Origin of the sequence: Streptomyces sp. NPDC096012 (assembly GCF_040426375.1) — a bacterium.
In the GTDB taxonomy this organism is placed as follows: domain Bacteria; phylum Actinomycetota; class Actinomycetes; order Streptomycetales; family Streptomycetaceae; genus Streptomyces.
Genome location: NZ_JBEOTD010000006.1, coordinates 17,748 through 44,404 on the forward strand (window position 1 = coordinate 17,748; position 26,657 = coordinate 44,404).

General features: G+C 73.5%; 25 protein-coding genes. 13 read left to right on the forward strand and 12 right to left on the reverse strand.

Annotation, left to right across the window (positions count from 1 at the left end):
* The 4 genes from ABVB68_RS08555 to ABVB68_RS08570 all read right to left on the reverse strand — a co-directional run.
* Positions 1-1,192, reverse strand: a 1,192-nt coding sequence (locus ABVB68_RS08555; protein ID WP_503006045.1) for a hypothetical protein, incomplete at its 3' end; no start/stop codon positions are given.
* A gap of 358 nt (positions 1,193-1,550) precedes the next feature.
* Complete coding sequence (locus ABVB68_RS08560) at positions 1,551-2,294, reverse strand: LPXTG cell wall anchor domain-containing protein (RefSeq protein ID WP_353600293.1); 744 nt, start codon at positions 2,292-2,294, stop codon at positions 1,551-1,553.
* Between the two features lie 230 nt (positions 2,295-2,524).
* Positions 2,525-3,085 carry an ATP-binding protein gene (locus tag ABVB68_RS08565; RefSeq protein WP_353600294.1) on the reverse strand — a complete coding sequence of 187 codons (561 nt, stop codon included), beginning with the start codon at positions 3,083-3,085 and terminating at the stop codon, positions 2,525-2,527.
* Between the two features lie 309 nt (positions 3,086-3,394).
* The gene (locus tag ABVB68_RS08570; RefSeq protein ID WP_353600295.1) at positions 3,395-3,772 is read right to left on the reverse strand and encodes an STAS domain-containing protein; all 378 of its coding nucleotides are present in this window, start codon (positions 3,770-3,772) and stop codon (positions 3,395-3,397) included.
* Between the two features lie 250 nt (positions 3,773-4,022).
* Between ABVB68_RS08570 and ABVB68_RS08575 the strand changes: the two genes are divergently transcribed.
* Positions 4,023-4,919 (forward strand): RNA polymerase sigma factor SigF, encoded by an 897-nt coding sequence (locus tag ABVB68_RS08575; protein WP_353600296.1) that lies wholly within the window; start codon positions 4,023-4,025, stop codon positions 4,917-4,919.
* A 231-nt stretch (positions 4,920-5,150) separates the two neighbouring features.
* A complete protein-coding gene (locus ABVB68_RS08580; protein WP_353600297.1) occupies positions 5,151-6,680 on the forward strand; it encodes a ricin-type beta-trefoil lectin domain protein in 1,530 nt (509 codons plus the stop codon).
* Between the two features lie 110 nt (positions 6,681-6,790).
* Here the strand turns inward: ABVB68_RS08580 and hutI are convergent, their stop codons facing one another.
* The 4 genes from hutI to hutU are packed head-to-tail and all read right to left on the reverse strand — an operon-like array spanning position 6,791 to position 12,241.
* Positions 6,791-7,966: an imidazolonepropionase gene (gene hutI, locus ABVB68_RS08585; RefSeq protein ID WP_353600298.1), complete on the reverse strand. Its 1,176-nt coding sequence runs from the start codon at positions 7,964-7,966 to the stop codon at positions 6,791-6,793.
* Positions 7,967-8,004: 38 nt separating this feature from the next.
* Positions 8,005-9,366: a formimidoylglutamate deiminase gene (locus ABVB68_RS08590; protein ID WP_353600299.1), complete on the reverse strand. Its 1,362-nt coding sequence runs from the start codon at positions 9,364-9,366 to the stop codon at positions 8,005-8,007.
* Positions 9,363-10,580 carry an allantoate amidohydrolase gene (locus tag ABVB68_RS08595; protein WP_353600300.1) on the reverse strand — a complete coding sequence of 406 codons (1,218 nt, stop codon included), beginning with the start codon at positions 10,578-10,580 and terminating at the stop codon, positions 9,363-9,365. Before ABVB68_RS08595 ends, ABVB68_RS08590 begins: the two co-directional genes overlap by 4 nt.
* On the reverse strand, positions 10,577-12,241 hold the full coding sequence (hutU, locus tag ABVB68_RS08600) for a urocanate hydratase (RefSeq protein WP_353600301.1): 1,665 nt from the start codon (positions 12,239-12,241) through the stop codon (positions 10,577-10,579). Before hutU ends, ABVB68_RS08595 begins: the two co-directional genes overlap by 4 nt.
* Positions 12,242-12,379: 138 nt before the next feature.
* Between hutU and ABVB68_RS08605 the strand changes: the two genes are divergently transcribed.
* The 5 genes from ABVB68_RS08605 (at position 12,380) to ABVB68_RS08625 (ending at position 16,057) form a co-directional block, all read left to right on the forward strand.
* Complete coding sequence (locus tag ABVB68_RS08605) at positions 12,380-13,753, forward strand: type III PLP-dependent enzyme domain-containing protein (RefSeq protein ID WP_353600302.1); 1,374 nt, start codon at positions 12,380-12,382, stop codon at positions 13,751-13,753.
* Between the two features lie 178 nt (positions 13,754-13,931).
* Positions 13,932-14,321 (forward strand): hypothetical protein, encoded by a 390-nt coding sequence (locus ABVB68_RS08610; RefSeq protein WP_353600303.1) that lies wholly within the window; start codon positions 13,932-13,934, stop codon positions 14,319-14,321.
* The gene (locus ABVB68_RS08615) at positions 14,318-15,118 is read left to right on the forward strand and encodes a transcriptional regulator (protein ID WP_353600304.1); all 801 of its coding nucleotides are present in this window, start codon (positions 14,318-14,320) and stop codon (positions 15,116-15,118) included. The genes ABVB68_RS08610 and ABVB68_RS08615 overlap by 4 nt, the downstream gene beginning before the upstream one ends.
* Before the next feature lie 31 nt (positions 15,119-15,149).
* Positions 15,150-15,662 (forward strand): roadblock/LC7 domain-containing protein, encoded by a 513-nt coding sequence (locus ABVB68_RS08620; protein ID WP_353600305.1) that lies wholly within the window; start codon positions 15,150-15,152, stop codon positions 15,660-15,662.
* A gap of 20 nt (positions 15,663-15,682) precedes the next feature.
* A complete protein-coding gene (locus ABVB68_RS08625; RefSeq protein ID WP_353600306.1) occupies positions 15,683-16,057 on the forward strand; it encodes a roadblock/LC7 domain-containing protein in 375 nt (124 codons plus the stop codon).
* Here ABVB68_RS08625 and ABVB68_RS08630 read toward each other — a convergent pair.
* The 3 genes from ABVB68_RS08630 to ABVB68_RS08640 form a co-directional block, all read right to left on the reverse strand.
* Entirely contained in the window at positions 16,054-16,638 is a 585-nt protein-coding gene (locus ABVB68_RS08630) for a hypothetical protein (RefSeq protein WP_353600307.1), read from the reverse strand. The genes ABVB68_RS08625 and ABVB68_RS08630 overlap by 4 nt on opposite strands.
* 90 nt (positions 16,639-16,728) lie before the next feature.
* On the reverse strand, positions 16,729-17,613 hold the full coding sequence (locus tag ABVB68_RS08635) for a MurR/RpiR family transcriptional regulator (protein ID WP_353600308.1): 885 nt from the start codon (positions 17,611-17,613) through the stop codon (positions 16,729-16,731).
* The gene (locus ABVB68_RS08640) at positions 17,610-19,118 is read right to left on the reverse strand and encodes an aromatic amino acid ammonia-lyase (protein ID WP_353600309.1); all 1,509 of its coding nucleotides are present in this window, start codon (positions 19,116-19,118) and stop codon (positions 17,610-17,612) included. The genes ABVB68_RS08635 and ABVB68_RS08640 overlap by 4 nt, the downstream gene beginning before the upstream one ends.
* Before the next feature lie 141 nt (positions 19,119-19,259).
* Here ABVB68_RS08640 and ABVB68_RS08645 point away from each other — a divergent pair, with 141 nt between their 5' ends.
* The 6 genes from ABVB68_RS08645 to ABVB68_RS08670 are packed head-to-tail and all read left to right on the forward strand — an operon-like array spanning position 19,260 to position 24,447.
* Positions 19,260-20,294 (forward strand): ABC transporter ATP-binding protein, encoded by a 1,035-nt coding sequence (locus tag ABVB68_RS08645; RefSeq protein WP_353600310.1) that lies wholly within the window; start codon positions 19,260-19,262, stop codon positions 20,292-20,294.
* The gene (locus tag ABVB68_RS08650; protein ID WP_353600311.1) at positions 20,291-20,932 is read left to right on the forward strand and encodes an ABC transporter permease; all 642 of its coding nucleotides are present in this window, start codon (positions 20,291-20,293) and stop codon (positions 20,930-20,932) included. The genes ABVB68_RS08645 and ABVB68_RS08650 overlap by 4 nt, the downstream gene beginning before the upstream one ends.
* A 1-nt stretch (position 20,933) precedes the next feature.
* A complete protein-coding gene (locus ABVB68_RS08655; RefSeq protein ID WP_353600312.1) occupies positions 20,934-21,596 on the forward strand; it encodes an ABC transporter permease in 663 nt (220 codons plus the stop codon).
* A 24-nt stretch (positions 21,597-21,620) separates the two neighbouring features.
* Positions 21,621-22,553 carry an ABC transporter substrate-binding protein gene (locus tag ABVB68_RS08660; protein ID WP_353600313.1) on the forward strand — a complete coding sequence of 311 codons (933 nt, stop codon included), beginning with the start codon at positions 21,621-21,623 and terminating at the stop codon, positions 22,551-22,553.
* Positions 22,554-23,978, forward strand: coding sequence for a purine-cytosine permease family protein (locus ABVB68_RS08665; protein WP_353600314.1), 1,425 nt, complete (start codon positions 22,554-22,556; stop codon positions 23,976-23,978).
* Positions 23,979-23,988: 10 nt separating this feature from the next.
* On the forward strand, positions 23,989-24,447 hold the full coding sequence (locus tag ABVB68_RS08670; RefSeq protein ID WP_353600315.1) for a hypothetical protein: 459 nt from the start codon (positions 23,989-23,991) through the stop codon (positions 24,445-24,447).
* Positions 24,448-24,731: 284 nt separating this feature from the next.
* Here ABVB68_RS08670 and glmS read toward each other — a convergent pair whose 3' ends face one another.
* The gene (glmS, locus tag ABVB68_RS08675) at positions 24,732-26,579 is read right to left on the reverse strand and encodes a glutamine--fructose-6-phosphate transaminase (isomerizing) (RefSeq protein ID WP_353600316.1); all 1,848 of its coding nucleotides are present in this window, start codon (positions 26,577-26,579) and stop codon (positions 24,732-24,734) included.
* Positions 26,580-26,657 lie beyond the last annotated feature (78 nt).

The window sequence follows — 26,657 nt, forward strand, 5'->3', positions numbered from 1 at the left end:
GCCCGGATGCCGGGCTCCCGCCGGACGCCCCGCTCTGTCCGGGCGCCGGCCCCTCACCGGGGACCACGGACACCGGCCCCCCACCGAGGACCGTGCTCCGCCCCGCCGCCGGGTTGTCACCAGGGACCTCGCTCCCCCCGGCCGCCGAACCCTCACCGGACGCCCCGCTCTGCCCGGATGCCGGGCTCCCGCCGGACGCCCCGCTCTGTCCGGGCGCCGGCCCCTCACCGGGGACCACGGACACCGGCCCCCCACCGAGGACCGTGCCCCACCCCGCCGCCGGGCTGTCACCAGGGACCTCGCTCCCCCCGGCCGCCGGACCCCCGCCGGACGTCGCGTCCTCGTCTGCCGCCCGGCCGTCGTCCGGCCCGCGGCTGCGCCTGCGTCGTACGGCGATCGCCGCGGCCGTGCCCGCGGCCAGCGTGCCGGCAGCGGCGGCCGGTACCGGCCACGGCACGAAACGCGCGGTCGTGGTCGCCGTGTCGTGGGCTCCGCCCGCTGCCGTGACCGTCACCCGTACGTCGACCGCGTCCAGTGCCGGCCGGTTCGGCCAGGGCTCGGTCAGCTTCAGCCGGGCGCCCGGTGGCAGGCGGACGGGCAGGTCGCGCGGGGCACGGTCCAGGACCCGGCCGAGGACGCCGTCCGCGCGCACCGCGAGCCTCGGCACGAGGACCGTGGTGCCACGGTTGACCAGCTCGTAGCCGATCCGGTCGGTGTGCACGGACAGGTGCTCGACGGTCAGCGCGGCGAGCGCCGGAGCGGCGACGCGCAGCCGCAGCGCGACGGTTTCCGTCCGGCCGCCGTCGGCGCGCGCGACGACGGCGCCGGAGCGGTCGCCGGACACCGATCCGGTCGGGACGGTCACCGTGAAGGGCACGTCGGCGCGGGTGCGGGCGGGGACGCGCAGGGTGTTGGCGGCGAAGGCGATCGGGACACCGGTGCCGGAGAGCCGTACGACGAGCGGCGTCCGCCCGGGGTTGGTGACCGACACCTTGTCCTGCAGCACCGCTCCGGGCGGCCCCTCGGCGTACAGGGAGGGCCGTCCGCCGCCCGCCGGCGCGACGGACCAGGTACCGGCGGCAGCGGCCCGTGGCGCGGCGCTCAGCAGGGCGAGCAGGCACAGGGACGCGGATCCGGCGGCGGCCGGGAGCGGATGCGGGCGGCGGTGCGCGGCGCGGGTGGCGGACGGCATGGACGGCTCCAGCGGTCGTGGGCCGGGCGGGTTCAGCGGCGTGGGCCGGTGTGTTCAACGGCCTGGGCCGGGCGGGTTCAGCGGCCTGCGGCGGCGGTTTCAGCGGGCTGGACCCGTCCGTTCAGCGACCTGGTCCAGGCGGATTCAGCGGCGTGGGCCGGTGTGTTCAACGACCTGGGCCGGGGGCTTCAGCGGGCTGGGCCGGGGGCTTCAGCGGGCTGGACCCGTCCGTTCAGCGACCTGGACCGGGCGGGTTCAGCGGGCTGGGCCGGTCCGTTCAGCGGCGTTGGCCGGCGCGTTCGGCGGCGTGAGGCGGTGCGTTCGGCGGCGTGAGGCGGTGCGGCCTGGGCCGGTCCGTTCAGCGGCGTGCGGTCTGGCCGCGCCTGGTCAGCCACAGGGTGCCCGCGGCACCGGCGAGCAGGACCGTGCCGCCGAGTGTGCCGAGGGCCACGGCGGAGTCCACGGGGCCGGTCTGCGGAAGACTGCCGCCCGTGTCACCGCCCGAGGAGGAGCCGGCGGAGGAAGACCCTCCCGAGGACGAGCCACCGGAGGTGGAACCGCTCGATGACGAGCCGCCGGAGGAAGAGCCGCCGGGTGCCGTCACGTCGAGTGCCAGGGACGGCGCGGGGTTGTTCGTCGGCGTGCAGGTCGTCGTCGTACCGAGCGCCCTGATCGTGAGGACGGCCGCCGTGAAGGTGACCTTTCCGCTCTTCCTCGGCGTGTACGTGCCGCTCAAGTCGCTTATCCTGATCGGGGTGTCGGCCGGAATGGCGGCCGCGTTGGCCGGGCCGCTGACGGCGAGGCCGCCGCTGTCGGCGCCGCCGAGCCTGATGGTGGCGCTCGGCGTCATCGCCCCTTTGCCCAGCTCCACCGGGCTGGAGGAGACGCCCTTCTGCCAGGACATGGTGATCTTGTAGCCGTTGCCGCTCCCGACGCCCTTGATGTCGATGGGCGAGACGGCGGTCTTGACGCCGATCGGCGTCTGGCAGCGGTAGTTGACGTCGACGACGTCGGCACGGGCGGCCGGCGCGGTCAGCAGCACCACCGAGCCGGCCAGGGCCGCGGCGGACGCGAGCGCGGCGGTTCGCTTCGGGTACGACACGATCGGTCCACCCCATTCGTTCATGACGGCAGAAAGCTGACGGCATATCAGATTCGGCCGTCAAGGTACGCCCGGGGCCGTGAGGAAGGAAGACGCGGTACGCGCGGGATCCGTGGCGATGCGAAACGCCACGCGCGGGCGCCGGAGCGGCCGGGCTCCGCCGGCGCACGGCTTCGCAGGCCCTCCGGATGGAAGGCCTGCGTCGAGGGGAGGAGCCGAGCGAAATACGCCTACGCGGGAGCGCCCAGCTCCGCCCACACCGTCTTGCCGGGGCGGCCGGTCGCGCGGACCACGCCCCAGTCCAGGCACAGCCGCTGCACGATGAACATGCCGTGGCCGCCGGGGCGGCCGGCGCGGTGCGGCGTCCGCGGGGCCGGCTGGCCGGCGCCGCGGTCGGAGACCTCGATCCGGATCACCTTGTTGTCGCAGGCGAGGACCAGCTCGTCGGGGCCCTCGGCGTGCAGGCAGGCGTTGGTGACCAGTTCGGACACGACGAGCAGCACGTCCTCGGCGGCGGCCCGCTGCTCCGCGCCGGCGGCGGGCAGCCAGCCCCACGCGTACAGCGCCTGGCGGGTGAAGTCACGCGCCAGCGGGACGACCCCGCTCTCCCCCTCCAGGCCGAGTCTGCGGATCTGCCTGCCGCGGGTCCCCGCAGTGCCGCCGGACGGCACGGACGGCGCGGCTGCCTCCGTGGCTGCGCCGGCAACCGGCGCATCCCCCTCGGGCGCCCCGGAAGCGCCGCTGGGCTCCGGGCCGCGGTCGCCCGGCGAGTAAGGCCGGGTGGTGCTCATCAGCGCTTCACCTCACCGATTCACCAGTTCACGATTCAAGAGTCGACATCCTCCGATGCCGGCCGGTCCGTACGTCTGTCCACCCGCTGTGGGCGCGGGTCGGTTTCCGTCCGTCGCACGTGTGCCCCGTCCAGGACACACTCCGGGCCGTTCTCGGGTCGCGGAACGATCCGGCGGCGGACGGTCGGCAGGATGCTTCCTGCCTTCCCCTGCCCTCTCCTGCCCGACGGATCCGGCGAAACACCCCTGTATTCGGCGTGACAGACGCAACGCCCGGAGTGGCCGCGGCACGGGAGGGCCGGGCCGGGCTCAGTCGGCGCCGTCGGCCAGGGCCGCCTCCACGGAGTCGTGAACGGTGAAGACCGTCTCGGCCCCGGTGATCTCGAACACGCGAGCGACCACCGGCAGCATGCCAGCCAGATGGACCCCGCCACCGGCGGCCTCCGCCTTCAGTCGCGCCCCGAGCAGGACGTTCAAGCCCGTGGAGTCGCAGAACTCCAGGCGTGAGCAGTCCACCACCAGGCGTGAGAAGCCCTTTGCCAGAAGGTCGTCGAGGGGCTCACGCAGAAGATCGGCGGTGTGGTGATCGAGCTCACCCGCCGGTGTCACAACGGCGCTGGAGCCCTCTTCCCGCACCTCCACCAGAAGCCGGCCCGACTGTGCGCTGCCGACCGTCCCGTGGTCCATGCCGTCTCTCTCTCCCGAGGTCGTGGCTGCTGATGCCCTCGAACATTACGCCTTCCGTCCACACTCCGACACCCGAACAACCGCACACAAACGGACATACCGCAACATAACGCACTTGCGACTCGCTCAGGGAAGCGGGTAGGGCTAGTACGTACACACGCACCTACACGCCGGCTTCGGAGGCGCCGCACACCGCAGTGCACGCTTTTTGGCTTCGGCAGCCATATGCCGAGAACGATGGAGGACACCCATGTCACCCCGGCTCGACGCATCGCATACCCAGGTCGCGACGTCGACATCCCCACCGGAAAAACTGGATCATCCCATCGATCCCCTCGACCTCTTCGAGGGTCTCCCGGAGATCCCCCCGTACGACGAGATCGGCGCGGTCGACGCGCGGGCCCTGTCCAAGACCCTCTTCGAGCGGCTGGAGTCGCTGGCGGAAGGGACGTACGAGTACTCGTACGTCCGCAACACGCTGGTCGAGCTCAACCTCGCGCTCGTCAAGTTCGCCGCCTCCCGCTTCCGCTCGCGCAGCGAGCCGATGGAGGACATCATCCAGGTCGGCACCATCGGCCTGATCAAGGCGATCGACCGCTTCGAACTCGCCCGCGGTGTGGAGTTCCCCACCTTCGCGATGCCGACCATCATCGGCGAGATCAAGCGCTTCTTCCGCGACACCTCGTGGTCCGTGCGCGTCCCGCGCCGGCTGCAGGAGCTGCGGCTCGACCTCGCGAAGGCCGGGGACGAGCTGGCGCAGAAGCTGGACCGCGCCCCCACGGTCGCGGAACTCGCCGAGCGGCTCGGCATCTCCCGTGACGAGGTCGTCGAGGGCATGGCCGCCTCGAACGCCTACACCGCCTCCTCGCTGGACGCCCAGCCCGAGGAGGACGAGACCGAGGGCTCCCTGGCGAACCGCATCGGGTACGAGGACCACGGGCTCGAGGGCATCGAGTACATCGAGTCGCTCAAGCCCCTGATCGCCGGCCTGCCCTCGCGAGACCGGCAGATCCTCTCCCTGCGGTTCGTGGCGAACATGACCCAGTCGGAGATCGGTGAGGAACTCGGCATCTCCCAGATGCACGTCTCCCGGCTGCTGTCGCGCACGCTGGTGCGGTTGCGCAAGGGGCTGACCGTGGAGGAGTGAGCCTCCGCACGGGTCCTGGGCTACTCCGGGTGACCTCCGAAAAGCGAAGCGGTCCGGCGCACGACGCCGGACCGCTTCGCTTTTCGGAGGTCGGCTTCCCGGTTGTCGGGGACCCTTCTCGATTACCGCGGGTAACCCTCTTTTCCAAAAGGGCCGCCTCCGCCACCATGGGCACCCCAAACTGGCTGGTACGTCAGGACGGGGGATGGTCGGCGGGCGAGGAGGGCGAGGATGGCTCAGGGCGGCGACGCTGCCGGGGACGCGGGCGGCGGGCCGTACGGCCAGGCGCCGGACGCGCGGCTGACCGTACTGCTGCGCGGCGACACCGCCACCGCCTACGCGGCGCTGCGGGAGCTCCACCGACGGCACCGCCCGACGGTCCTCGGCTACGCCCGGCTGTGCACCGCGAGCGAGTCGGCGGCCCGGCGGCTGGTGGCCGAGACCTTCACGGTGGCGGCCCGCGAGACGGCACACGGTGTGGAACCCCGCGTCCCCCTCCGCCACCACCTCCTGCTGCTGACCGCCCGGCTGGCCGCCTCCTGGGCCCGCGACGACCGCTCCGCGGGCCTGGACCCCGGCCTGCTGCTGGTCCTGAACACCACCGGCACCCCGGAGGGCCCGCTCCCGCCCCTGCTGGCCGCGTTCCACACCCTGTCCTCCCGCACCCAGGGCCTGCTCTGGTACGCCGTCGTGGACGAGGAGCCCGAGGACCGCACGGCCGCCTTCCTCGACCTCGCCCCCCAGGACGTGGGGTACGGCACCCCGCAGGCCCTCCACGCGATGTCCCAGGCCTGTCTCAGGTCCCGCCTGGCCGCCTCCGACGACCCGCGCTGCGCGGACTTCCGCCGCCTCATCGAGGAGTCGACGCGGGCGGACGCCCCCCGCCACAGCGCCGACCTGCACGCCCACATGGCGCAGTGCCCGCACTGCACGGCCGCCCACGAGGAGCTGACGACCCTGCGGGACACCCCGCGCGCCGCCCTGGCGGAGGGCCTGCTGCCCTGGTCCGGTTCGGCGTACACGACCCGGCAAGGCCCCGAGCCCCGGGTCGTCGCCGGCGGCGCGGGCTCGCGGCGCCCGCCGTCCCACCGCTTACTGCTGGCGTCCGCGGCCTTCGGCGTGGCCCTGGTCCCCCTGGTGATCCTCATGCTGCCCTCGGACGGCTCGGTGGACCACCGCCCGGCGGGCGCCGTCGGCACGCCCACGACCGCGCCGCCGGTCACGGTCACGGCCACGGTGTCCGCGACACCGTCGCCGCCCCGGACCTCCAGGCCCCCGTCTCCCGCGCGGAGCCCGAGCCCGACGACCCGGCCCCCGAGCCGCAGCCCCCGCCCGTCCCCCTCCCCCACGGCCCACGCGCCGGACGGCACGTACGCCCAGGTCGTGAACGCCGCCTCGGGCCTGTGCCTGGACGTGTCCGGCGACTTCGACAACGGCACCGACGTCGTCACCGCCCCCTGCAGCGCCGCCCCCAGCCAGCGCTGGCGCGTCGACACCGGCCGCGGTGTCGTGCAGTCGTCCGCGAACCCCGGCTTCTGCCTGGACAGCCGCGGTTCCGTCGACAAGGGCGTGGGCATCTGGGACTGCGACTCGGTCGACGGCGACCACGGCGACAACCTGCGCTTCACGGTCGACGCCGACGGGGTGATCCGCCCGGCGATCGCCATCGAGACGGCGGTCACCGAGGACGGGAGCGGCGGGCTGTCCCTGGAGCCGCTGACCGGGGGCACGGCTCAGCGGTGGCGGGCCGGGGGGGAGTGACCCCGCCCCTCCCGACGCCGTCGCACGACGCCCGGGAACCCGCGTACCGGATCGCCGGACCGCGCCGTCGGGACTGGTCGCCGCCGGACATCCGGGCGGGTCCGGGCGGGTCAGACCACGCGCGCACCGCGCCGCCAGACCCCGGCGACCAGCGGGACGCCCGGCCGGTACGCCAGGTGGACATGGCTCGGCGCGTCGAGGAGGGTCAGGTCGGCGCGAGCACCCGGCGTGAGGCGGCCGATGTCGTCGCGGCGCAGGGCCGCCGCGCCGCCCGCCGTCGCCGACCAGACCGCCTCGTCCGGGGTCATCCCCATGTCCCGCACCGCCAGCGCGATGCAGAAGGGGACCGACGAGGTGAAGGACGAGCCGGGGTTGCAGTCCGTGGACAGGGCCACCGTGACGCCCGCGTCCAGCAGGCGGCGGGCGTCGGGCCACCGGGCGCGGGTGGAGAACTCGGCGCCGGGGAGGAGTGTGGCGACCGTACGGCCGCTCGCCAGGGCGTTTACGTCCGCGTCCGTGAGGTGGGTGCAGTGGTCCGCGCTGGCCGCGTCGAGCTCCACCGCGAGCTGCACACCCGGGCCGTACGACAGCTGGTTGGCGTGGATCCGGGGGTGGAGCCCCTTCGCCCTGCCCGCCGTGAGAACCGCGCGCGCCTGGTCGCCGTCGAAGGCGCCCTTCTCGCAGAACACGTCGATCCAGCGGGCGTGCGGCGCGCAGGCGTCCAGCATCTCGCCGGTGACCAGGGCCACGTAGGCGGCGGGGTCGTCGGCGAGGTCCGGGGAGACGATGTGGGCGCCGAGGTAGGTCACCTCCTCGGTGTGCCGGGCCGCGATGCGCAGGGCGCGGGACTCGTCCTCGACGGTGAGGCCGTAGCCCGACTTGGTCTCGAAGGTGGTGGTGCCCTGGCGGAGCGCCTCCGCCAGGTAGTGGGTGAGGTTCGCCTCCAGTTCCGCGTCGCTCGCGGCGCGGGTGGCCGCGACCGTGGTGCGGATGCCGCCCGCCGAGTAGGAGCGGCCGGACATGCGGGCGTTGAACTCCGCCGTGCGGTCACCGGCGAAGACCAGGTGCGAGTGGGAGTCCACGAAGCCCGGCAGCACCGCCCGGCCGCCCGCGTCGACGCGGTTGTCGGTGGCGGGTGCTCTGCTGGACTCACCGGTCCACGCGACGCGGTCGCCGTCGATGACGACGGCCGCGTCCTGGATCAGGCCCAGGGGGGATCCGTCACCGGAGGAGGGGTCGTTGGTGACCAGCGTGGCGATGTTGGTGATGACGGTGCTGCTGCTCATGGTGTCCTCACGAGTGACCGGGTGGGGGGCGGCTGGCCTCAGCCGCGGACTGCTGCGATCGCGTCCGCCAGCGCCGACGGCACGTCCGGTACGAGCGCGTGCGCGCCGTCCCGTACGACATGCCGGCCGCCCACGACCGTGTGGCGTACATCCGCCGCGGACGCGGCGAATACGGCGGTCTCGGCGCCGAGCCGCGGCACCGGGCCCGCCGTCCTGACGGTGTCCAGGGCGACGGTCGTGAAGTCGGCGAGCGCCCCCGGTTCCAGGGTGCCCGCGTCCGGCCAGCCCAGGGCGGCGTGACCGTCCTCCGACGCCGCGCGCAGCAGGGCCGCGGCCGTCCAGTGGCCGCGGGTGCGGGTGCGCAGCCGCTCGTCCAGCTCCATCGCGCGCGCCTCTTCGAGCAGGTCGATGACGGCGTGGCTGTCGGAGCCGAGGGAGAGCGGGGAGCCGGCCCGCTGGAGGGCGGCGGCCGGGCCGATGCCGTCGGCCAGGTCGCGCTCGGTCGTCGGGCACATGCAGGTGCCCGTGCCCGAGCCGCCGAGCAGGGCGATGTCGTCGTCGGTGAGGTGGGTGTTGTGCACGCCGGTGGTGCGCGGCCCGAGGACGCCGTGGTCGGCGAGCAGCCGGGTGGGCGTGCGGCCGTGCGCGGCGAGGCAGGCGTCGTTCTCCGCGGTCTGCTCCGACAGGTGCACGTGCAGCGGGACCCGCCGCTCCTGCGCCCACCCGGCCACGGTCGCCAGCTGGTCGGCGGGCACGGCCCGGACCGAGTGGATCGCCGCCCCGATCCGTGCGTGATCCCGTTCCTCGAGCACGGCGCAGCGTTCGGCCCAGGCGTCCGCGCTGCCGTCGGAGAAGCGCTGCTGGTGCCTGTCGGGCGGCTCGCCGAAGCCGGCGGAGAGGTAGCAGGTGTCGAGCAGGGTGATCCGGATCCCGGCCTCGGCGGCGGCCGCGATCAGCGCCTCGCCCATCGCGTTGGGGTCGGTGTAGCGGGTGCCGCCCGGCTGGTGGTGCACGTAGTGGAACTCGCCGACGCAGGTGACGCCGGCCAGCGCCATCTCGGCGTACACCGCGCGGGCGAGTGCGTGGTAGGTGTCCGGGGTCAGCCGGTCGGCGACGGCGTACATCAGCTCGCGCCAGGTCCAGAAGGTCCCGGAGCCGACCTGGACGGTGCCGCGCAGCGCCCGGTGGAAGGCGTGGCTGTGCGTGTTCGCCAGGCCGGGCAGGGTGAGTCCGCGCAGGATCTCGGCGCCGGGCGGCGGGCTGGGGACACCGGTGCGGACGGCGCCGATCCGGCCGTCCGCCGCAGCGCCGCCGTCGCCGGACGACACCGTCACGAGGACTCCCGGCTCGACGAACGTGCCGAGCCAGGCGTGTTCCAACCAGTAGGTCCGTTCGGTCACCTGCAGGCCAGCCCTTCCAGTACGTCGGCGAGCGCACTCACCCCGGCCACGCAGTCGTCCTCGGCCGCGAACTCGGCCGGGGAGTGCGAGACACCGGTGGGGTTGCGCACGAACAGCATGGCGGTCGGGATGCTGGCGGAGAGGATTCCGGCGTCGTGTCCGGCGCCGGTCCCGAGGACGGGCACCGTCAGCCCGCCGTCCTTGCCCAGGATGCGGCCCAGTTCGTCGCGCAGGGCGTGGTCGAACTCCACGACCGGCGTGAAGGACTCCCGGACGACGTCCAGGTCGATGCCGTGGGCGTCCGCGTGCTCCCGGGCCGCCCGCTCGATGCCGCCGACCACCGTGTCCAGGGTCTGCTGGTCGGCGGCGCGGGAGTCCAGCCAGCCGCGCACCAGCGAGGGGATCGCGTTGACCCCGTTCGGCTCCACCGCGATCTTGCCGAAGGTGGCGACCGCACCGGCGAGTTCGGCCTGCCGTCGGGCGGCGAGGACGGTCTCGGCGTACGACGGCATCGGGTCGCGGCGGTCGGCCAGCCGGGTGGTGCCGGCGTGGTTGGCCTCGCCCCGGAAGTCGAACCGCCAGCGTCCGTGCGGCCAGATGGCGCTGGCGATGCCGACCCGGTCGCCGGACAGGTCCAGCGCGCGGCCCTGCTCGACGTGCAGCTCCACGAAGGCGCCGATCCGGGCCAGCCGCCCGGGATCGGGCCCGATGGCCTCGGGGTCGTGTCCGGCGGCGGCCATGGCCTGCGGCAGGCTGATCCCGTCGGTGTCGGTGAGCCGGTGGGCCTGCTCGACGGTCAGCTGTCCCGCGGTGAGCCGGGAGCCGACGCAGGCGAGCCCGAAGCGGGCGCCCTCCTCGTCGCCGAAGTTGACGATCGCGAGGGGCTTGGTGAGGTGCGCGTTCCTGTCGCGCAGCTCGTCCAGGGCGGCGAAGGAGGACACGATGCCGAGGGGGCCGTCGAAGGCACCGCCGTCGGGCACCGAGTCCAGGTGCGAGCCGGTGACGACGGCGTCCGTACCGGCCGGATCCCCGAGCCAGGCCCACTGGTTGCCGTTGCGGTCCACCTCGTACGACAGCCCGCGCGCCGTGGCCTGCTCCTCGAACCAGGCCCGGCAGTCGGCGTCGGCGCCGGTCCAGGCGTAGCGCCGGTAGCCGCCGGAGGCGCGGTCGCGACCGATCGGCAGCAGCTCCGCCCACATGCTGTGGAAGGTCACGCGTCGTCACCCTCGCGCATCGGCACCCGCACCCCGCGCTCGCCGGCCACCGACTCCGCGATGTCGTAGCCCGCGTCCACGTGCCGGATGACGCCCATGCCGGGGTCGTTGGTCAGCACGCGGCGGATCTTCTCGCCGCCCAGCTTCGTGCCGTCGGCCACCGTCACCTGGCCGGCGTGGATGGACCGGCCCATGCCGACGCCGCCGCCGTGGTGGAGGGAGACCCAGGAGGCGCCCGATGCCACGTTCACCATGGCGTTCAGCAGCGGCCAGTCGGCGATCGCGTCGGAGCCGTCGAGCATGGCCTCGGTCTCGCGGTACGGCGAGGCCACGGAGCCGCAGTCCAGGTGGTCGCGGCCGATGGCGAGCGGCGCGGCCAGTTCACCGGAGGCGACCATGTCGTTGAAGCGCTCGCCGGCCTTGTCGCGCTCGCCGTAGCCGAGCCAGCAGATGCGTGCGGGCAGGCCCTGGAAGTGGACGCGCTCGCCGGCCAGCTTGATCCAGCGGGCCAGGGACTCGTTCTCCGGGAACAGCTCCAGGATCGCCTTGTCGGTCTTGGCGATGTCGGCGGGGTCGCCGGACAGGGCGGCCCAGCGGAAGGGGCCCTTGCCCTCGCAGAAGAGCGGCCGGATGTAGGCGGGGACGAAGCCGGGGAAGGCGAACGCGCGGTCGTATCCGGCCAGCTGGGCCTCGCCGCGGATGGAGTTGCCGTAGTCGAAGACCTCCGCGCCGGCGTCCTGGAAGCCGACCATGGCCTCCACGTGCCGGGCCATGGACTCGCGCGCCCGGGTGGTGAAGCCGGCCGGGTCCTTGGCGGCGGCGTCGGCCATGTCCTCGAAGGCGATGCCGACGGGCAGGTAGGCCAGCGGGTCGTGGGCCGAGGTCTGGTCGGTGACGATGTCGATCGGCGCGTCCATCGCGAGGAGCTGCGGGACCAGTTCGGCGGCGTTGCCGAGGACCCCGATGGACAGCGGCCGGCGCTGGTCGCGGGCCTCGACGGCCAGGCGCAGCGCGTGGTCGAGGGAGTCGGCCCGGACGTCCAGGTACCGGTGCTCGATGCGGCGCTCGATGGCGCGCGGGTCGCAGTCGATGCAGAGGGCGACGCCGTCGTTCATGGTGACGGCGAGGGGCTGGGCGCCGCCCATGCCGCCGAGGCCGGCGGTGAGCGTGATCGTCCCGGCGAGGGTGCCGCCGAACTTCTTCGCGGCGACGGCGGCGAAGGTCTCGTAGGTGCCCTGGAGGATGCCCTGGGTGCCGATGTAGATCCAGGAGCCGGCGGTCATCTGGCCGTACATGGTCAGGCCGAGGGCCTCCAGGCGGCGGAACTCCTCCCAGTTGGCCCAGTCGCCGACGAGGTTGGAGTTGGCGATGAGGACGCGCGGGGCCCACTCGTGGGTCTGCATCACGCCGACGGGGCGGCCGGACTGGACCAGCATGGTCTCGTCCTGCTTGAGGGTCCGCAGCGTGCGCACCATGGCGTCGAAGGAGCGCCAGTCACGGGCGGCCTTGCCGGTGCCGCCGTAGACGACGAGCTTGTCGGGGTGCTCGGCGACCTCGGGGTCGAGGTTGTTCTGCAGCATCCGCAGGGCGGCTTCCTGCTGCCATCCCAGGGCGCTGAGTTCCGTGCCGCGCGGGGCTCGTACGGGGCGGGGTCCCGACATCGTCTGCTCCTCCTGTTAGTTCCTCTATTCACATCCTGGCCATCTGAATAGAACTAGTCAATACATCGGTGGGGCCCCGTCGGCGCGCGGCGGATGTTTGGCTGGAAGGACCGGTAGCCGAGACAGGATGGGGAAGCCGTGCAGCACGACGACGACACTGAGGCCCAGGAACGCTCCGGCCGGCGGGACGAGGCGGTGCGGGCGGCGGTCGAGCAGGGTCTGCTGGGGCCGGAGGCGGCCGTGGTGGGCCTGCTGGACGTCACCGGGATCCGGCGGTCGGCGGCGGCCCTGCGGGCGGCCTTCGACGCGGTCACCGCGCCCGGGACGCCGGTCCTGCACGCGTTCGCGGTGAAGGCCACCCCGCTGGTGCCGGTACTGCGGCTGCTGCACGAGGCCGGCATCGGCGCGGAGGTGGCGAGCCCCGGGGAGCTGGCGCTGGCCCGGGCCGCCGGGGTGCCGCCCGCCCGGACGGTGCTGGACTCGCCCGCCAAGACGCCGGCGGAGCTGCGCGAGGCGCTGGCGCTGGGCATCGCCGTGAACGCCGACAACCCGCAGGAGCTGGACCGGCTGGACGCCGCGGTCCGGTCCGCTCCCGTCCGCTCCCCGCTCGGCATCCGGGTCAATCCGCAGGTCGGCGGCGGCAGCATCGGGGCGACCTCCACAGCGACCACGACGTCGAAGTTCGGGGTGGCGCTGCGCGACGAGGGGGCGCGCGAGTGGGTCGTCGGGGCGTTCCTGGAACGGCCGTGGCTGACCCGGCTGCACGCGCACACCGGCTCGCAGGGCATTCCGCTGCCGCTGCTGGCGCGGGGCGTGGCGGAGACGTACGCGCTGGCCGAGGAGATCAACGCGCGCGCCGGGCGGCGGCAGATCGACACGCTCGACATCGGCGGCGGGCTGCCGGTGAACTTCGGCTCCGAGGCGACGGCACCGACGTACGCGCGGTTCGCGCGGCTGCTGGCGCGGGAGGTCCCGGGGCTCTTCGACGGGCGGTACGGACTGGTGACCGAGTTCGGGCGGTCGCTGCTGGCCAAGCACGGGACGGTGGTGGCGCGGGTGGAGTACGCCAAGAGCGCGGGCGGCCGGCGGATCGCGGTGACGCACGCGGGCGTGCAGGTGGCGACGCGCACGGTGTACGCGCCGCAGGCCTGGCCGCTGCGGATCGCCGCGTACGACGCCAAGGGACGCCCCAAGGCGGGGCCGGACGTGGTGCAGGACGTGGCGGGACCGGCCTGCTTCTCGGGTGACCTGCTGGCCGAGGGCCGCGCGCTGCCGCGGCTGGAGCAGGGCGACTACGCGGCGGCGCTCGACACGGGGGCGTACTACTTCGCCCACCACTACTCGTACAACTCCCTCGCCCGGCCGGGCGTCTACGGCTTCGCACCCGACGGCGCGGGCGGCATCACCTTCGCGACCGCGCGGGAGCCCCAGACGATCACGGAGATCGTGGCGGAGGCCGGCGGGGCACACACCCCGGCACTCACCGCCCTGGGTACGCCCGAGCGCGGCTGACGCACCCCGGGCGGCCCTGGACGAACGGGTCAACCGCCCTGAGGCAAACGTCAGTTGCCCAACAGTAGTACTCCGGAAGCATGTTCCGCCGGAAAATGCCAAAGGCCTCACCCGTCGCGCACACGTTGCGTAGTGTCGGCGTCACTCAGCCGGAGACCCAGGCGGGAGGGGAGCCACGGTGCCCGGAATCGACGAGTGCCTGCTGGAAGCCATGCGATTGCCCGGTGCCCGGGGGGCCGCACTGGTCGACTGGACGAGCGGACTGGCGCTCGGCACGGTCGGGGAGGCCCCCGGCGGCGATCACGAGACGACCGCCGCCGAGGCGGCCGAGCTGGCCCGGATGGCCGCCGAGCACGGCGCCTTCACCGCCGGCGCCGTCCCGGACGGCCGGCCTCCGGTGGAGGACGTGATCGTCAGCAACCACGACAGCTACCACCTGCTGCGGTTCGTGGACACGTCGTTCGACAGCAGTGTGTTCCTGCACCTGTGGCTCGGACGTGAGGAGGGCAACCTCGCGCTGGCCCGAATACGGCTGGGCGAGATGGCCGCGCGGCTGGTGCTCGGATGACCATGGTCCGAACCCCTCCGCCGCCGCTGCCGGTACGCGACAAGGCGCTGGCGCGCGCCCTGTCGCCGATGCTGACCCGGCTCGCCGAGGAGCGGGCCACCGGCGTCCTGCTCCGTGAGCACGGCACCCTGTACCTCGCCGAGGGCCGGGTGGTGCACGCCGAGAGCCCCCTGGCCCCCGGCCTCGACGTGCTCCTCACCGCCCACGGCACCCTCGCCGGCGCCGCCTGGCAGCGGGCCGCCGCCCGGGCCGCCGGCCCGCTGCAGGCCGCCGAACTGCTGCTGGACTCGGGGCTGCTGCCCGCGGGCGCGCTGGAACTGTGCCACCTGGACGCGCTGTACGACGCCGGGTACTTCGCGCTGGCGCCGAGCAGCACCCCGGGCCGGTTCCGCTACGACAACACGCCCCGGCCCGGCCCGCTGCCCTCGGTCCCGGTCGTGGCGCTGGAACGCGAGACGCTGCGCCGCCGTCTGCTGCTGCACCGGCTGTGGCGCGACCCGGCCGCCGACAGCGCGCCGCTGATCCGCGCGGACCCGGCCCACGGCGCGCCGGTCACGCCCCGGCAGCGGGCGGTCCTGGACCGGGTGGACGGGGTCCGCACGGCCGCCGAGATCGCCCGGAACCTGGGCCGGCAGGCCTTCCACACCCTCGTCGACGTGCGCCGGCTCGCGGCGGCCGGACACGTGACGCCGGTGGCACCCCTGTTCACCGACCCCGTCCCGCCGCCCCCACCCCCGGTCACCGACCCCGACGTCGCGCTGCTGAAGAGGCTCAGGGATGCGCTGGAGGCGCTTTGAACGGCACCGCCCCGCCGAGAGGAGAGAGCTGATGGTGTCCGAGGAGGACCGGAGTTCCGTCCTGGACGAGCTGCACCGGCTGCGCAACCGGGTGCCCCAGCTCACCGGCGCCCTCGCGGCCGGCGTCGACGGGCTCGTCGTGGCCCACGACACCCCCGGGGTCGACCCGGACGGCCTGTCGGCGCTGACCGCGGCCGCGCTGGGCGTCGCGGTCCGCGTCGCCGACGCCACCGGGCACGGCGGCTTCCGCGAACTGCTGGTGCGCGGCGAGCACGGCTACATCGCCACCTACGCCGCCGGCCGGACCGCCGTACTGACCCTGCTCGCCCAGGACCGGGTCAACGTGGGCCGGCTGCACCTGGAGGGCCGCCGGGCCGGCGCCCGCGTCGGGGAACTGCTCGACGCCGCCGAGGCCGCCGCCCGGGCCGCCCGCCCGGCCGGGAGACCTCTGGGCGCCGTCAGCACCGCACCGCCGGCCCGTACCCGCACGACCCGCACGACCCGCACCCCGGGCGCCGAAGCGCGCACCGCAACCGACAGTTGAACGATCCGAGAGGACTCACCATGGCGAACACCGAGACCGCACTGAAAGAGGCGCTCACCTCCATCGAAGGTGCCACCGGCGTCGCGCTCGTCGACTACACCAGCGGAATGGCGCTGGGCACGATGGGCGGCAGCAAGACCTTCGACCTGAACGTGGCGGCCGCCGGCAACACCGACGTCATCCGCGCCAAGATGCGCACGATGGAGATGCTGGGCCTCAAGGGCGGCATCGAGGACATCCTCATCACCCTCTCGGACCAGTACCACCTGATCCGCCTGCTCAACAGCCGCGGCGGCAACGGCCTGTTCCTCTACCTGGTCCTCGACGCGAGCCGGGCCAACCTGGCGATGGCCCGGCACCAGCTGAAGAAGATCGAGGCGGAACTCGAGGTCTAGACGAGGGCGGCGGTACGGCGGCGGGCCCCGCCCGGGGCCGCGTCGCCGGCCGCGACGCCGGTGCCGCGCAGGGCCTTCACGGCCCTGCCCGCCGGCCGGCCGCCGCGGGCGTCGAGCCAGTCGACGCGCACCCACAGCAAGGTCTCCTCGGCCCGCTCGCGCCGGCCCAGCCAGGCGGCCTTCAGCCGGAGCCCGGTGCCGAGCCCGGCGAGCAGCATGCCGCCGGCCGCGGGCACCGCGAAGGACGAGCCGAGCGCCGCGAGGAAGGCCGCCAGCAGCCACCAGCGGTGTCCCCGGCGCCAGTTGCGCACGGTCACCGCCCGGTCCTGCAGGATGTCGTACCTGCCCGCGCGGGCGGCCCCGCGGGCGAGGGCGGCGTACCGGCCGCGGCTCGCCAGTGCCACCACGGCCGCGCCGAGGAGGAACAGCGCGGCTCCGGCCGCCACGCCGATCCGGCGCCCGGTCAGCCCGGGCACCAGTACACCGATCCCCGCCGCGAACACCCCGAGCCACCACATCGGGGCGGCCCCCGCCCGTACGACGACGGCCACCCGGGCCAGTCCCTGTCCTCCGCGCGCCACGTCGGCCTCCCGTGTCACGTCCTCGCGCACTGCCTGTCTTCGCGGGGAAGTTAACGGCCGAACGTGAGACGAACATGAGAGAGCGGCGGCTCACTCCACGAACAGCCCGCGGGCGGCCGCCTTCGCGTCGAACTCCTCCAGCCGGGCCTGTGCCTGCGGCAGGTCGTCGCAGAGCGCCTCCAGCAGCACCCGGCCGAGCAGCATCGGCGCGCACGCGGTGTCGAAGGCGAGCCCGGTGCCGACGGCGGCGGGCAGCAGGAGGTCGGAGTACTTGGCGACCGGCGCGAAGGCGGAGTCGGCGACCGTGACGACGGTCAGTCCCGCCTCCTTGGCGTAGGCGAGGGTGTCGACGACTTCGCGCGGATGCCGGGGCAGGGCGAAGCAGAGCAGGGCCGTGGCGCCCGCGCGCACGGCCGCGTCGATGCGGTCCTGGATCATCGTGCCGCCCTCGTCGAGCAGCCGGACGTCCGGGTGGACCTTGGCGGCGAAGTACGCGAAGCCGTAGGCCTGGGAGGCGGCGGCGCGCAGCCCGAGCACCGGCAGCGGCCGGGAGGCGGCGAGGATCCGGCCGGCCTTCTGCACCGGGCGGGGGTCGGCGAGCAGCTCCGCGAGGTGCCTGAGGTTCTCGATCTCGGCCTCGACGGCCTGCTGGTACTCGTTGAACGAGCCCGCCTCGGCGGCCGGTTCGGCGGGCACGACCTCGCGCAGGTGCCTGCGCAGGGCGGGGTAGCCGTCGAAGCCGAGCGCGACGGCGAACCGGGTCACCGACGGCTGGCTGACCCCGGCCAGCTCGGCCAGTTCCACGCTGGACAGGAAGGGCACGTCGGCGGCCCGGCGCACCATGCTGTGCGCGATGCGGCGCTGGGTCGGCGTGAGCCGGTGCCCCTCGAAGAGCGCCTGCAGCCGGGTGGCCGGGCTGTCCGTGGCCCTGGACGTGCCACCCGTGCTGATGTCGGTACTCCGGTCGACGCTCATGGCGTGCTCCCCCTCCAGATGTCCGTGAACCGGTCGAGCAGTGCGGCCGCCGCCGTCACGTCGCCCGTGAGCGGCCGGTCGGCCGGGTCGGCGTCGAGGACCGCTTCGGCGAGCGCGAACGCCCGGCCGACGGGCAGCCCCGGTTCGGGCCTCAGGTCGCGCTGGCGCAACGCCCGGACGGCGGCGACGAGTTCGCAGCCGACCACCAGGCGGTACGCACCGCACGCGCGCAGGGTCTGCCGCGCGGCGAGCGAGGCGAAGCTCGCCTGTTCCTCGACGCCCCGGGAGAGTACAGCGTGGCCGAGCGAGGCGGGGGCGGAGAAGGCCCGCAGATCGCCGAGGGCGGCTCCGGCCGCGTACTCCAGGATCATCACGCCGGAGGAGGCCGGCTCGTGGTCGGCGAGGAAGGGGCGCAGCCGGGTGTAGGCGGGCTCGTTGAGCGTGGACAGGCGGGACGTCGACAGCCGGGCCACCTGGGTCACCGCCAGCCTGAAGTGGTCCAGGGCGAGCGCGAGTTGGGCCTGGTAGAAGCCGCCGTGGTGGTAGGCGGCCAGGTCCTCGGGGGCGATCAGCGGGTTCTCGGCGGCCGCGTTGATCTCCACGGTCAGGACCTGCTCCAGGGCGTCGGCGGCGTCCTGCGCCGGGCCGTGGATCTGGGGCAGGCAGCGGAACCCGTACGGGTCCTGGAGCCGGCCCAGTGGCGGGGTCGGCCGGTCCGCGGCGCCGACCAGCTCCCGCATCCGGCGTGCCACCTCGGCGCTGCCCCGGTGCGCGCGGGCGGCGTGCACGGGTGCGGCGTAGGCCTCGTGGGAGCCGTCGACGGCGAGCAGGGACAGCGCCCCGACGACCTGGGTGGCGCCGATGAGGCCGCGCAGCTCGTGCAGGGCGAGCGCGGACTGGCCGAGGGTGAGGGCGTTGCTGCTGATCAGGGCGAGGGCGTCGTTGTTGTCGAGGGGCTGCGGGGCGGGGGCGCCGGCGCCCCGCCACGGGTGCTCCCCGGCCAGGGCCAGTCCGGCCTGGGCGAGTGCCGCGATGTCGCCGGTGCCGACGGAGCCGAACTCGTTGACGACCGGGTAGGCGCCCGTCTCCAGCGCCTCGCACAGGGCGGTGACCACACCGGGCCGCAGTCCGGCGCCGCCGGCCAGCAGCTGGTTGGCCCGGACGGCGAGCATGGCGCGCACCTGCCGCGCCGGGAGTTCCTCGCCTATGGCGCCGGCGTGGCTGCGCAGCAGGCGCAGGCCGTGCCCGGCGGCCGCCTCGGTGGGCACGTCCTCGTTCCGGTTCGCGCCGACTCCGGTGGAGCGGCCGTAGACGCGGCCGGTGGCGGCGATCTGCCGGGCGGCGTTCCAGGACTCCTCGACCCGCTTGACCGCCGCGGCGCCGGGGAGCGGCACGGCGGCGCCGTCGGCGAGCCGTACGACGTCCTCGACGCCGAGTCCGGCGCCGTCGAGGACGACGGTCCTGGACCGCACGGACTCCGGCGCGTCCACCATGCGAGACGACATCAAGCCCAAACTCCCCTCAACCGTGACATCAGGTCTTGCCCTGCGGCCATCGGTTACCTCGGATTAACACCGGCCCATTGACAATCTATTCAGACACCAAGAACTCTGCATGACGTTATACAGCCGGGCAAGGGACATCTCATGATCCAGTTCGATGCGGTCCACAAGCGCTTCCCCAACGGCACCACGGCAGTCCACGATCTCCACCTGGAGATCCCGGAGGGCGGCATCACCGTCCTGGTGGGATCCTCCGGTTGCGGCAAGACGACCACCCTGCGGATGATCAACCGCATGGTCGAACCGACCTCCGGCACGATCCGCGTCGGCGGCCGGGACGTCACCCGGCAGGACGCGGCCGAGCTGCGCCGCTCCATCGGCTACGTCATCCAGCAGGCCGGCCTCTTCCCGCACCGCACGGTGCTCGACAACATCGCCACCGTCCCGCTGCTGCTCGGCCGGCGCCGCCGCGAGGCCCGGGCCCGCGCCGCCGAACTGCTGGAGACCGTCGGCCTCGCCGCCGACGCCGGCAAGCGCTACCCGCACCAGCTCTCCGGCGGCCAGCAGCAGCGCGTCGGCGTCGCCCGCGCCCTCGCCGCCGACCCGCCGGTCCTGCTGATGGACGAACCCTTCGGCGCGGTCGACCCCGTGGTCCGCACCCAGCTGCAGGACGAACTGCTCAGACTCCAGAAGGACCTGAACAAGACCATCGTCTTCGTCACCCACGACGTGGACGAGGCCGTCCGGCTCGGCGACCAGATCGCGGTCTTCCGCACCGGCGGGCACCTCGTCCAGTGCGCCTCCCCCGCCGAACTGCTCGCCCGCCCCGCCGACGACTTCGTGGCCGGCTTCCTCGGCGCCGAGCGCGGGCTGAAGCTCCTGTCGCTGACGACCCTCGCCGACGTGCCCCAGGGCCCGGCCCCCGAGGGCGGCGCCTGGTCCCTGGTCCTGGATCCGGCGAACAGGCCCCTGCACTGGTCCTCGGCCGGCGCCGAACTGCCCGTGCGCCCGCTGAGGGACACCGACTCCCTGCTGTCGGCCCTCAACGAGTCGCTCTCCTCCCCCACCGGCCTGATCGTCCGCGTCGCCGCCGACGGCACGCTCACCGGCGTCTCCTCCCGGGACGACGTCCACGAGCACGCCGGCCGGGCCCACGCCGAAGTGCGGGTGGCCGCATGACGATCGACTGGTCCTGGATAGCCGCCCACACCGACGACCTCACCACCCTCACCCTCTCCCACCTGCAGGCCGCCCTCACGGCCGTCCTGCTCGGCCTGCTGATCTCCCTCCCGCTGGCCGTCGTCGCCCACCGGATCCGCCCGTTGCGCGGCTTCCTGCTCGGCGCCTCGAACGTCCTGTTCACCATCCCCTCGATCGCGATCTTCGTGCTCCTGCTGCCGGTCAGCGGCCTCACCCGGACCACGACCGTGACCGGCCTGACCGTCTACACCCTGGTCGTCCTGCTGCGGAACACCGTCGAGGGCCTCGACTCGGTCCCGGTGAAGGTGAAGGAGGCGGCGAAGGCGATGGGCACGCGCCCGCTGCGCACGCTCCTCACGGTCGAGATCCCGCTGGCCCTGCCCGTGATCATGGCGGGGGTCCGCATCGCCACCGTGATGTCGATCTCCCTCGTCTCCGTCGCCACCTACATCGGCGACGGCGGGCTCGGCCAGCTCTTCACCGACGGCTTCCAGCGCGACTTCCCGACCCCGGTGATCGCCGGAGTGGTGCTCACCCTGCTCCTCGCCGTCGTCGCGGACGCGGCCCTGGTCGCCCTCCAGTACGCCCTCACCCCCTGGCAGAGGCGGCGAGCCTGACATGTACGAACTCCTCGCGAACCTCGGCGGCTGGCTGACCGACGGCGCCCAGTGGACCGGGCCCGACGGCATCGCGCACCGCCTCGCCGAACACCTCCAGTACTCGCTGCTGGCCACGCTCATCGCGGCCGCCATCGGCCTCCCGCTCGGCCTGCTGATCGGCCACACCGGCCGGGGCGCGTTCCTCGCCATCAACCTCGCCTCCTTCGGCCGCGCCCTGCCGACCGTCGGCCTGGTCGTCCTGGTCTTCCTGGCCGGCGGCCTGTCGATGCTGCCGGTGTACGTCGCGCTGGTCGCGCTCGCGGTCCCGGCGATCGTCACCAACACCTACGCGGGCATGACGGCCGTGGACCCGGACGTGCGCGACGCCGCGCGCGGCCAGGGGATGCGCGGCCACCAGGTCCTGCTCCAGGTCGAGTTGCCGCTCGCCCTCCCGCTGATCATGACCGGCCTGCGCCTCGCCCTGATCCAGGTCGTCGCCACGGCCACCATCGCCGCCTACGTCTCCTTCGGCGGCCTGGGCCGCTACGTCTTCGACGGCCTCGCCCAGCGCGATCTCGTCCAGGTGCTCGGGGGCGCGGTGCTCGTCGCCGTCGTCGCCATCGCCCTGGACCTGGCCCTGTCCGGCCTCCAGCGCCTCCTCTTCCGCCACCGCACCGCCTGACGGCCCGACTGACTGGGAACCCCGATGAATCGTCGTACTGTCCTCGGCGGCCTGCTCGCGGTCGCCTCGGCCCCCGCACTCTCCGCCTGCGCGAGCGGCGTCACCTCCCTGAAGGGCGACGGCTCCGGCGCCGGCGGTGGCGGCTCCAGCAAAGGCGGAGTCACCATCGGCACGGCCAACTTCACCGAGAACCAGGTACTCGGGTACCTGTACGCCGCGGCCCTGCGCGGCGCCGGGGTGAAGGTGAGCGTCCGCCCCAACCTCGGCACCCGGGAGATCGTCATCCCGGCCCTGCGGGGCGGTGACATCGACCTGCTGCCCGAGTACCAGGGCGCCCTGCTCAACTACCTCGACCCGAAGGCCACCCCCACCGAGTCGGGTGCCATGCAGAACGCCCTCACCCTCGCCCTGCCGGCCGGCCTGCAGGTGCTGCCCTACGGGCTCGCGGAGGACTCCGACGCCTTCGTCGTCACCCGCGAGACGGCACGCAGGTACGGTCTGGCCTCGCTCGCCGACCTCAGGAGGCACAACGGCGAGCTGGTGATCGGCGCCGCTCCCGAGGTGAAGAAACGCCAGGTGGGCGCGGTCGGCCTGAAGGAGGTGTACGGCGTGGAGTTCAAGGAGTTCAAGTCGCTGGACTCCGACGGTCCGCTGGTCAAGGGCGCGCTGAAGAAGGGCGACGTGGACGTGGCGAACCTGTTCACCACCGACACCGACATCAGGGCCGAGGACTGGGTGGTGCTGTCCGACCCCCAGCACCTGATCCCCAGCCAGCACATAGTCCCCCTCATCGCCGACCGCAAGGCCGACGACACCGTCCGCAAGGCGCTCGCCCGGCTCGGGAACATTCTGACCACCGCCCAGCTCACCGAGCTCAACCGGCTGGTGGACAAGGACAAGAAGGACCCCGAGGACGTGGCGGACACGTACGCGAAGCAGCACGGGCTGGTGAAGTAGATGAGCGGCCTGGTGGAACTGCGCTCGATCGACGTCGTCCCCGACGAGGAGCGGCACGGCAGGGCCGTCAGCCAGTTCACCCTGTGGCTCGGGGCGAACCTGCAGATCACGGCCGTCGTCACCGGCGCCCTCGCGGTGGTCTTCGGCGGTGACGTGGTGTGGTCGGTGACCGCACTGCTGCTCGGCAATCTGCTCGGCGGCGCCGTGATGGCCCTGCACTCGGCCCAGGGCCCCAGGCTCGGCCTGCCGCAGATGATCCAGTCGCGGGCCCAGTTCGGGGTGCGCGGAGCGGTCGTACCGCTGCTGCTGGTCGTCGTCATGTACGTCGGCTTCTTCGCCTCCGGCAGCGTGCTGGCCGGGCAGGCGGTGGGCGAGCTGACGCACACGAACGACACGACCGGCATCGTCGTCTTCGCGGCCGTCACCGCGGTCACGGCGGCCGTCGGCTACCGGGTCATCCACGCCCTCGGCCGCGTCGCGAGCACCGTCTGCGCACTCGCCTTCGTCTACCTGGGCATCCGCCTGCTGGAGCGCGCCGACGTCACCGCCCTGGCGCACGACGCCCACTTCTCGCTGCCGATGTTCCTGCTGGCCGTGTCCCTGTCGGCGTCGTGGCAGCTGGCGTTCGGCCCGTACGTCGCCGACTACTCGCGCTATCTGCCGCGCACCACGTCCGCGAAGGCCACCTTCTGGTGGACCCTGTCCGGCTCGGCGCTCGGCGCGCAGTGGTCGATGACCTTCGGTGTGCTGGTCGCGGCCACGGCGGGCGAGAAGTTCCTGGCGAGCCAGGTCGGCTACGTCGTCGCGCTCGGCGGCACCGGCCTGGTCGCGTCCCTCTTCTACTTCGTCATCGCCCTCGGCAAGCTCACCGTCAACGTCCTCAACACCTACGGCGGCTTCATGTCGATGGTGACGAGCGTCAGCGGCTTCCGCGGACAGCGCCGGCTGTCCCGCACCGGGCGGGCCGCGTACATCGCGCTGGTCATGGCCGCGGGCACGGCCGTGGCCCTGCTGGGCAAGGACAGCTTCCTGTCGTCCTTCAAGGACTTCCTGCTGTTCCTGCTGACGTTCTTCACGCCCTGGTCGGCGATCAACCTGGTCGACTACTACCTGATCTCCAGGGAGCGGTACGACATCCCGGCCCTGTCCGACCCCAACGGCCGCTACGGCGCGTGGCGCTGGGACGCGCTCGGGGTCTACGCGCTGGGCCTGCTCGCCCAGCTGCCCTTCCTCGCCACGGGCTTCTACACCGGTCCGCTGGTGGACCCGCTGGGCGGCGCGGACATCTCCTGGATCGTCGGACTGGCCGTACCCGCGCCGGCGTACTGGCTGGTCGCACGGCGGAACGCGGCGGTCCCGCCCGAGCCGCCCGAGGACGCGAAGAGGGGGGCTGTCCCCAGTGCGGAGGGCCTGACCGCTCCCTAGGGTGAACCGCATGAGCGCACCGGACCCGCGAGACGTCGGGCTGAAACAGGACATGGACCTGCGCAAGGACCTCGACGCCACCGTACGGACCCGCAGGGAACTGGGTGAGGAGTACGACTCCGCGCTGGTGGACTCGTTCCTGGAGCGGGTCGAGCAGCGGATCGACGACGTCACGGACCGCCGGGTGCGGCGGCACCTGGCCGAGCAGCAGCTGGCGGCGGCCCGCGGGAGCCGGCGGCCCAAGGACGCCGACACCTGGGCCGAGCGCCACGGTTTCGCGCTGATCACCCTGGTCCTGGCGATCCCGCTGTCCGCGATCGCCGGCGCCCTCGCCGGGATCACCGGGATCGTGGCCGGCTGGATCGGCATCGTCGGCGTCAACGCGGTCCAGGCCGTACGGCTCAACCCGGAGCTCCTCGCGGGCCGGCGCGCCCGCGACCGGTCCGACGGGTCCGGCCAGGACCGCTGAGCGGGACCACCCCTCGGGACGGCCGAGCGGAACGCGGTCCCGGGCAGTTCCCGGACACGGTCCCGGGCAGCGGTGCCGGACACCGGGCCCGGACACCCGACGGGACCGCCGGCCGGACCGGCGGGCGCCCTCGGGGTCCCCGGCTCCGGCCGCCGACCGCGGCGTCACGCCTGCCGGGCCGGCGGCACCGTGATCCGGCGGAGGTCGACGCGCCGGGCGGCCGGGCGGGGCCGGGGTGCGAGCGTGGGCGACGCCGTCCTGGGGAACCTCGCCGCCCAGCCGTCTCACTCCACCGTCACGGACTTCGCCAGGTTGCGCGGCTGGTCCACCTCGTTGCCCCGGGCGGTGGCCAGTTCGCACGCGAAGACCTGCAGCGGGACCGTGGCCACCAGCGGCTGCAGCAGCGTCGGCGTGACCGGGATGCGGATCAGGTGGTCGGCGTACGGGACCACCGCCTCGTCCCCCTCCTCCGCGATCACGATCGTCCGCGCCCCGCGGGCCCGGATCTCCTGGATGTTGGAGACGATCTTGTCGTGCAGGACGGACCGGCCACGCGGTGACGGGACGACCACCACCACAGGCAGGTCCTCCTCGATCAGCGCGATCGGGCCGTGCTTCAGCTCGCCCGCCGCGAAGCCCTCGGCGTGCATGTAGGCCAGCTCCTTGAGCTTCAGGGCGCCTTCGAGGGCGACCGGGTAGCCCACGTGCCGGCCCAGGAACAGCACCGTGTCCTTGGTGGCCAGGGTGCGGGCCAGCGCCCGTACCGGCTCCATCGTCTCCAGGACCCGCTCGACCTCCTCCGAGATCCGGGACAGGTCGCGGATCACGTCCTGGATCTCGTCGCCCCACTTGGTGCCCCGGACCTGGCCCAGGTACAGGGCCACGAGATAGCAGGCGACCAGCTGGGTGAGGAAGGCCTTCGTGGAGGCGACGGCCACCTCGGGTCCGGCGTGCGTGTACAGCACCGCGTCCGACTCGCGCGGGATGGTCGAGCCGTTGGTGTTGCAGATCGCCAGCACCTTGGAGCCTTGCTCGCGGGCGTGCCGCAGCGCCATCAGGGTGTCCATGGTCTCGCCGGACTGGGAGATGGCGATGACGAGCGAACGCCCGTCCAGGATCGGGTCCCGGTAGCGGAACTCGCTGGCCAGCTCCACCTCGCACGGGATGCGCGTCCAGTGCTCGATGGCGTACTTGGCGATCAGACCGGCGTGGAAGGCCGTACCGCAGGCGACGATGACGACCTTGTCGAGCTCGCGCAGCTCGGACGGGCTGATCCGCACCTCGTCCAGGGTCAGCGAGCCGGACGGGTCGATGCGCCCGAGCAGGGTGTCGGCGACCGCCTTGGGCTGCTCGGCGATCTCCTTGAGCATGAAGTAGTCGTAGCCCCCCTTCTCCGCGGCGGAGGCGTCCCAGTCCACGTGGTAGGAGCGGGTCTCGGCCGGCCGGCCGTCGAATCCGGTCACCGTGACGCCGTCGCGGCGCAGCTCCACCACCTGGTCCTGGCCCAGCTCGATCGCGGAGCGCGTGTGGGCGATGAACGCGGCGACGTCGGAGGCCAGGAACGCCTCGCCCTCTCCGACACCCACCACCAGCGGGGAGTTGCGCCGTGCGCCGACGACCACGTCCGGCTCGTCGGCGTGCACCGCGACCAGCGTGAACGCGCCCTCCAGCCGCCGGCACACCAGCCGCATCGCCTCCGCGAGGCCCCCGGTCACCGAGAACTCCTCGGCCAGCAGGTGCGCGACCACCTCGGTGTCCGTCTCGGAGGCCAGATCGTGGCCGCGCTCGGCCAGTTCCGCCCGCAGCACGGCGAAGTTCTCGATGATGCCGTTGTGCACCACGGCGACCCGGCCCGCGTTGTCCAGGTGCGGGTGCGCGTTGGCGTCCGTGGGGCCGCCGTGCGTGGCCCAGCGCGTGTGCCCGATGCCCGTCGAACCCGTCGGCAAAGGCCCCTCGACCAGCGCCTTCTCCAGGTTGACCAGCTTTCCGGCCTTCTTCGCCGCGGCCAGCCCGCCGTCCGCGAGCACGGCGACACCCGCCGAGTCGTACCCCCGGTACTCCAGCCGCTTGAGCCCGGCCATCACGACATCGAGCGCCGACTGCGACCCTACGTATCCCACGATTCCGCACATGTGGCGCAGCCTACGACCCGGGAGCCGCCGAAAACGGTCACCGCCTGCCCGAAATCGGAAATCGGCACGGGGGTACCA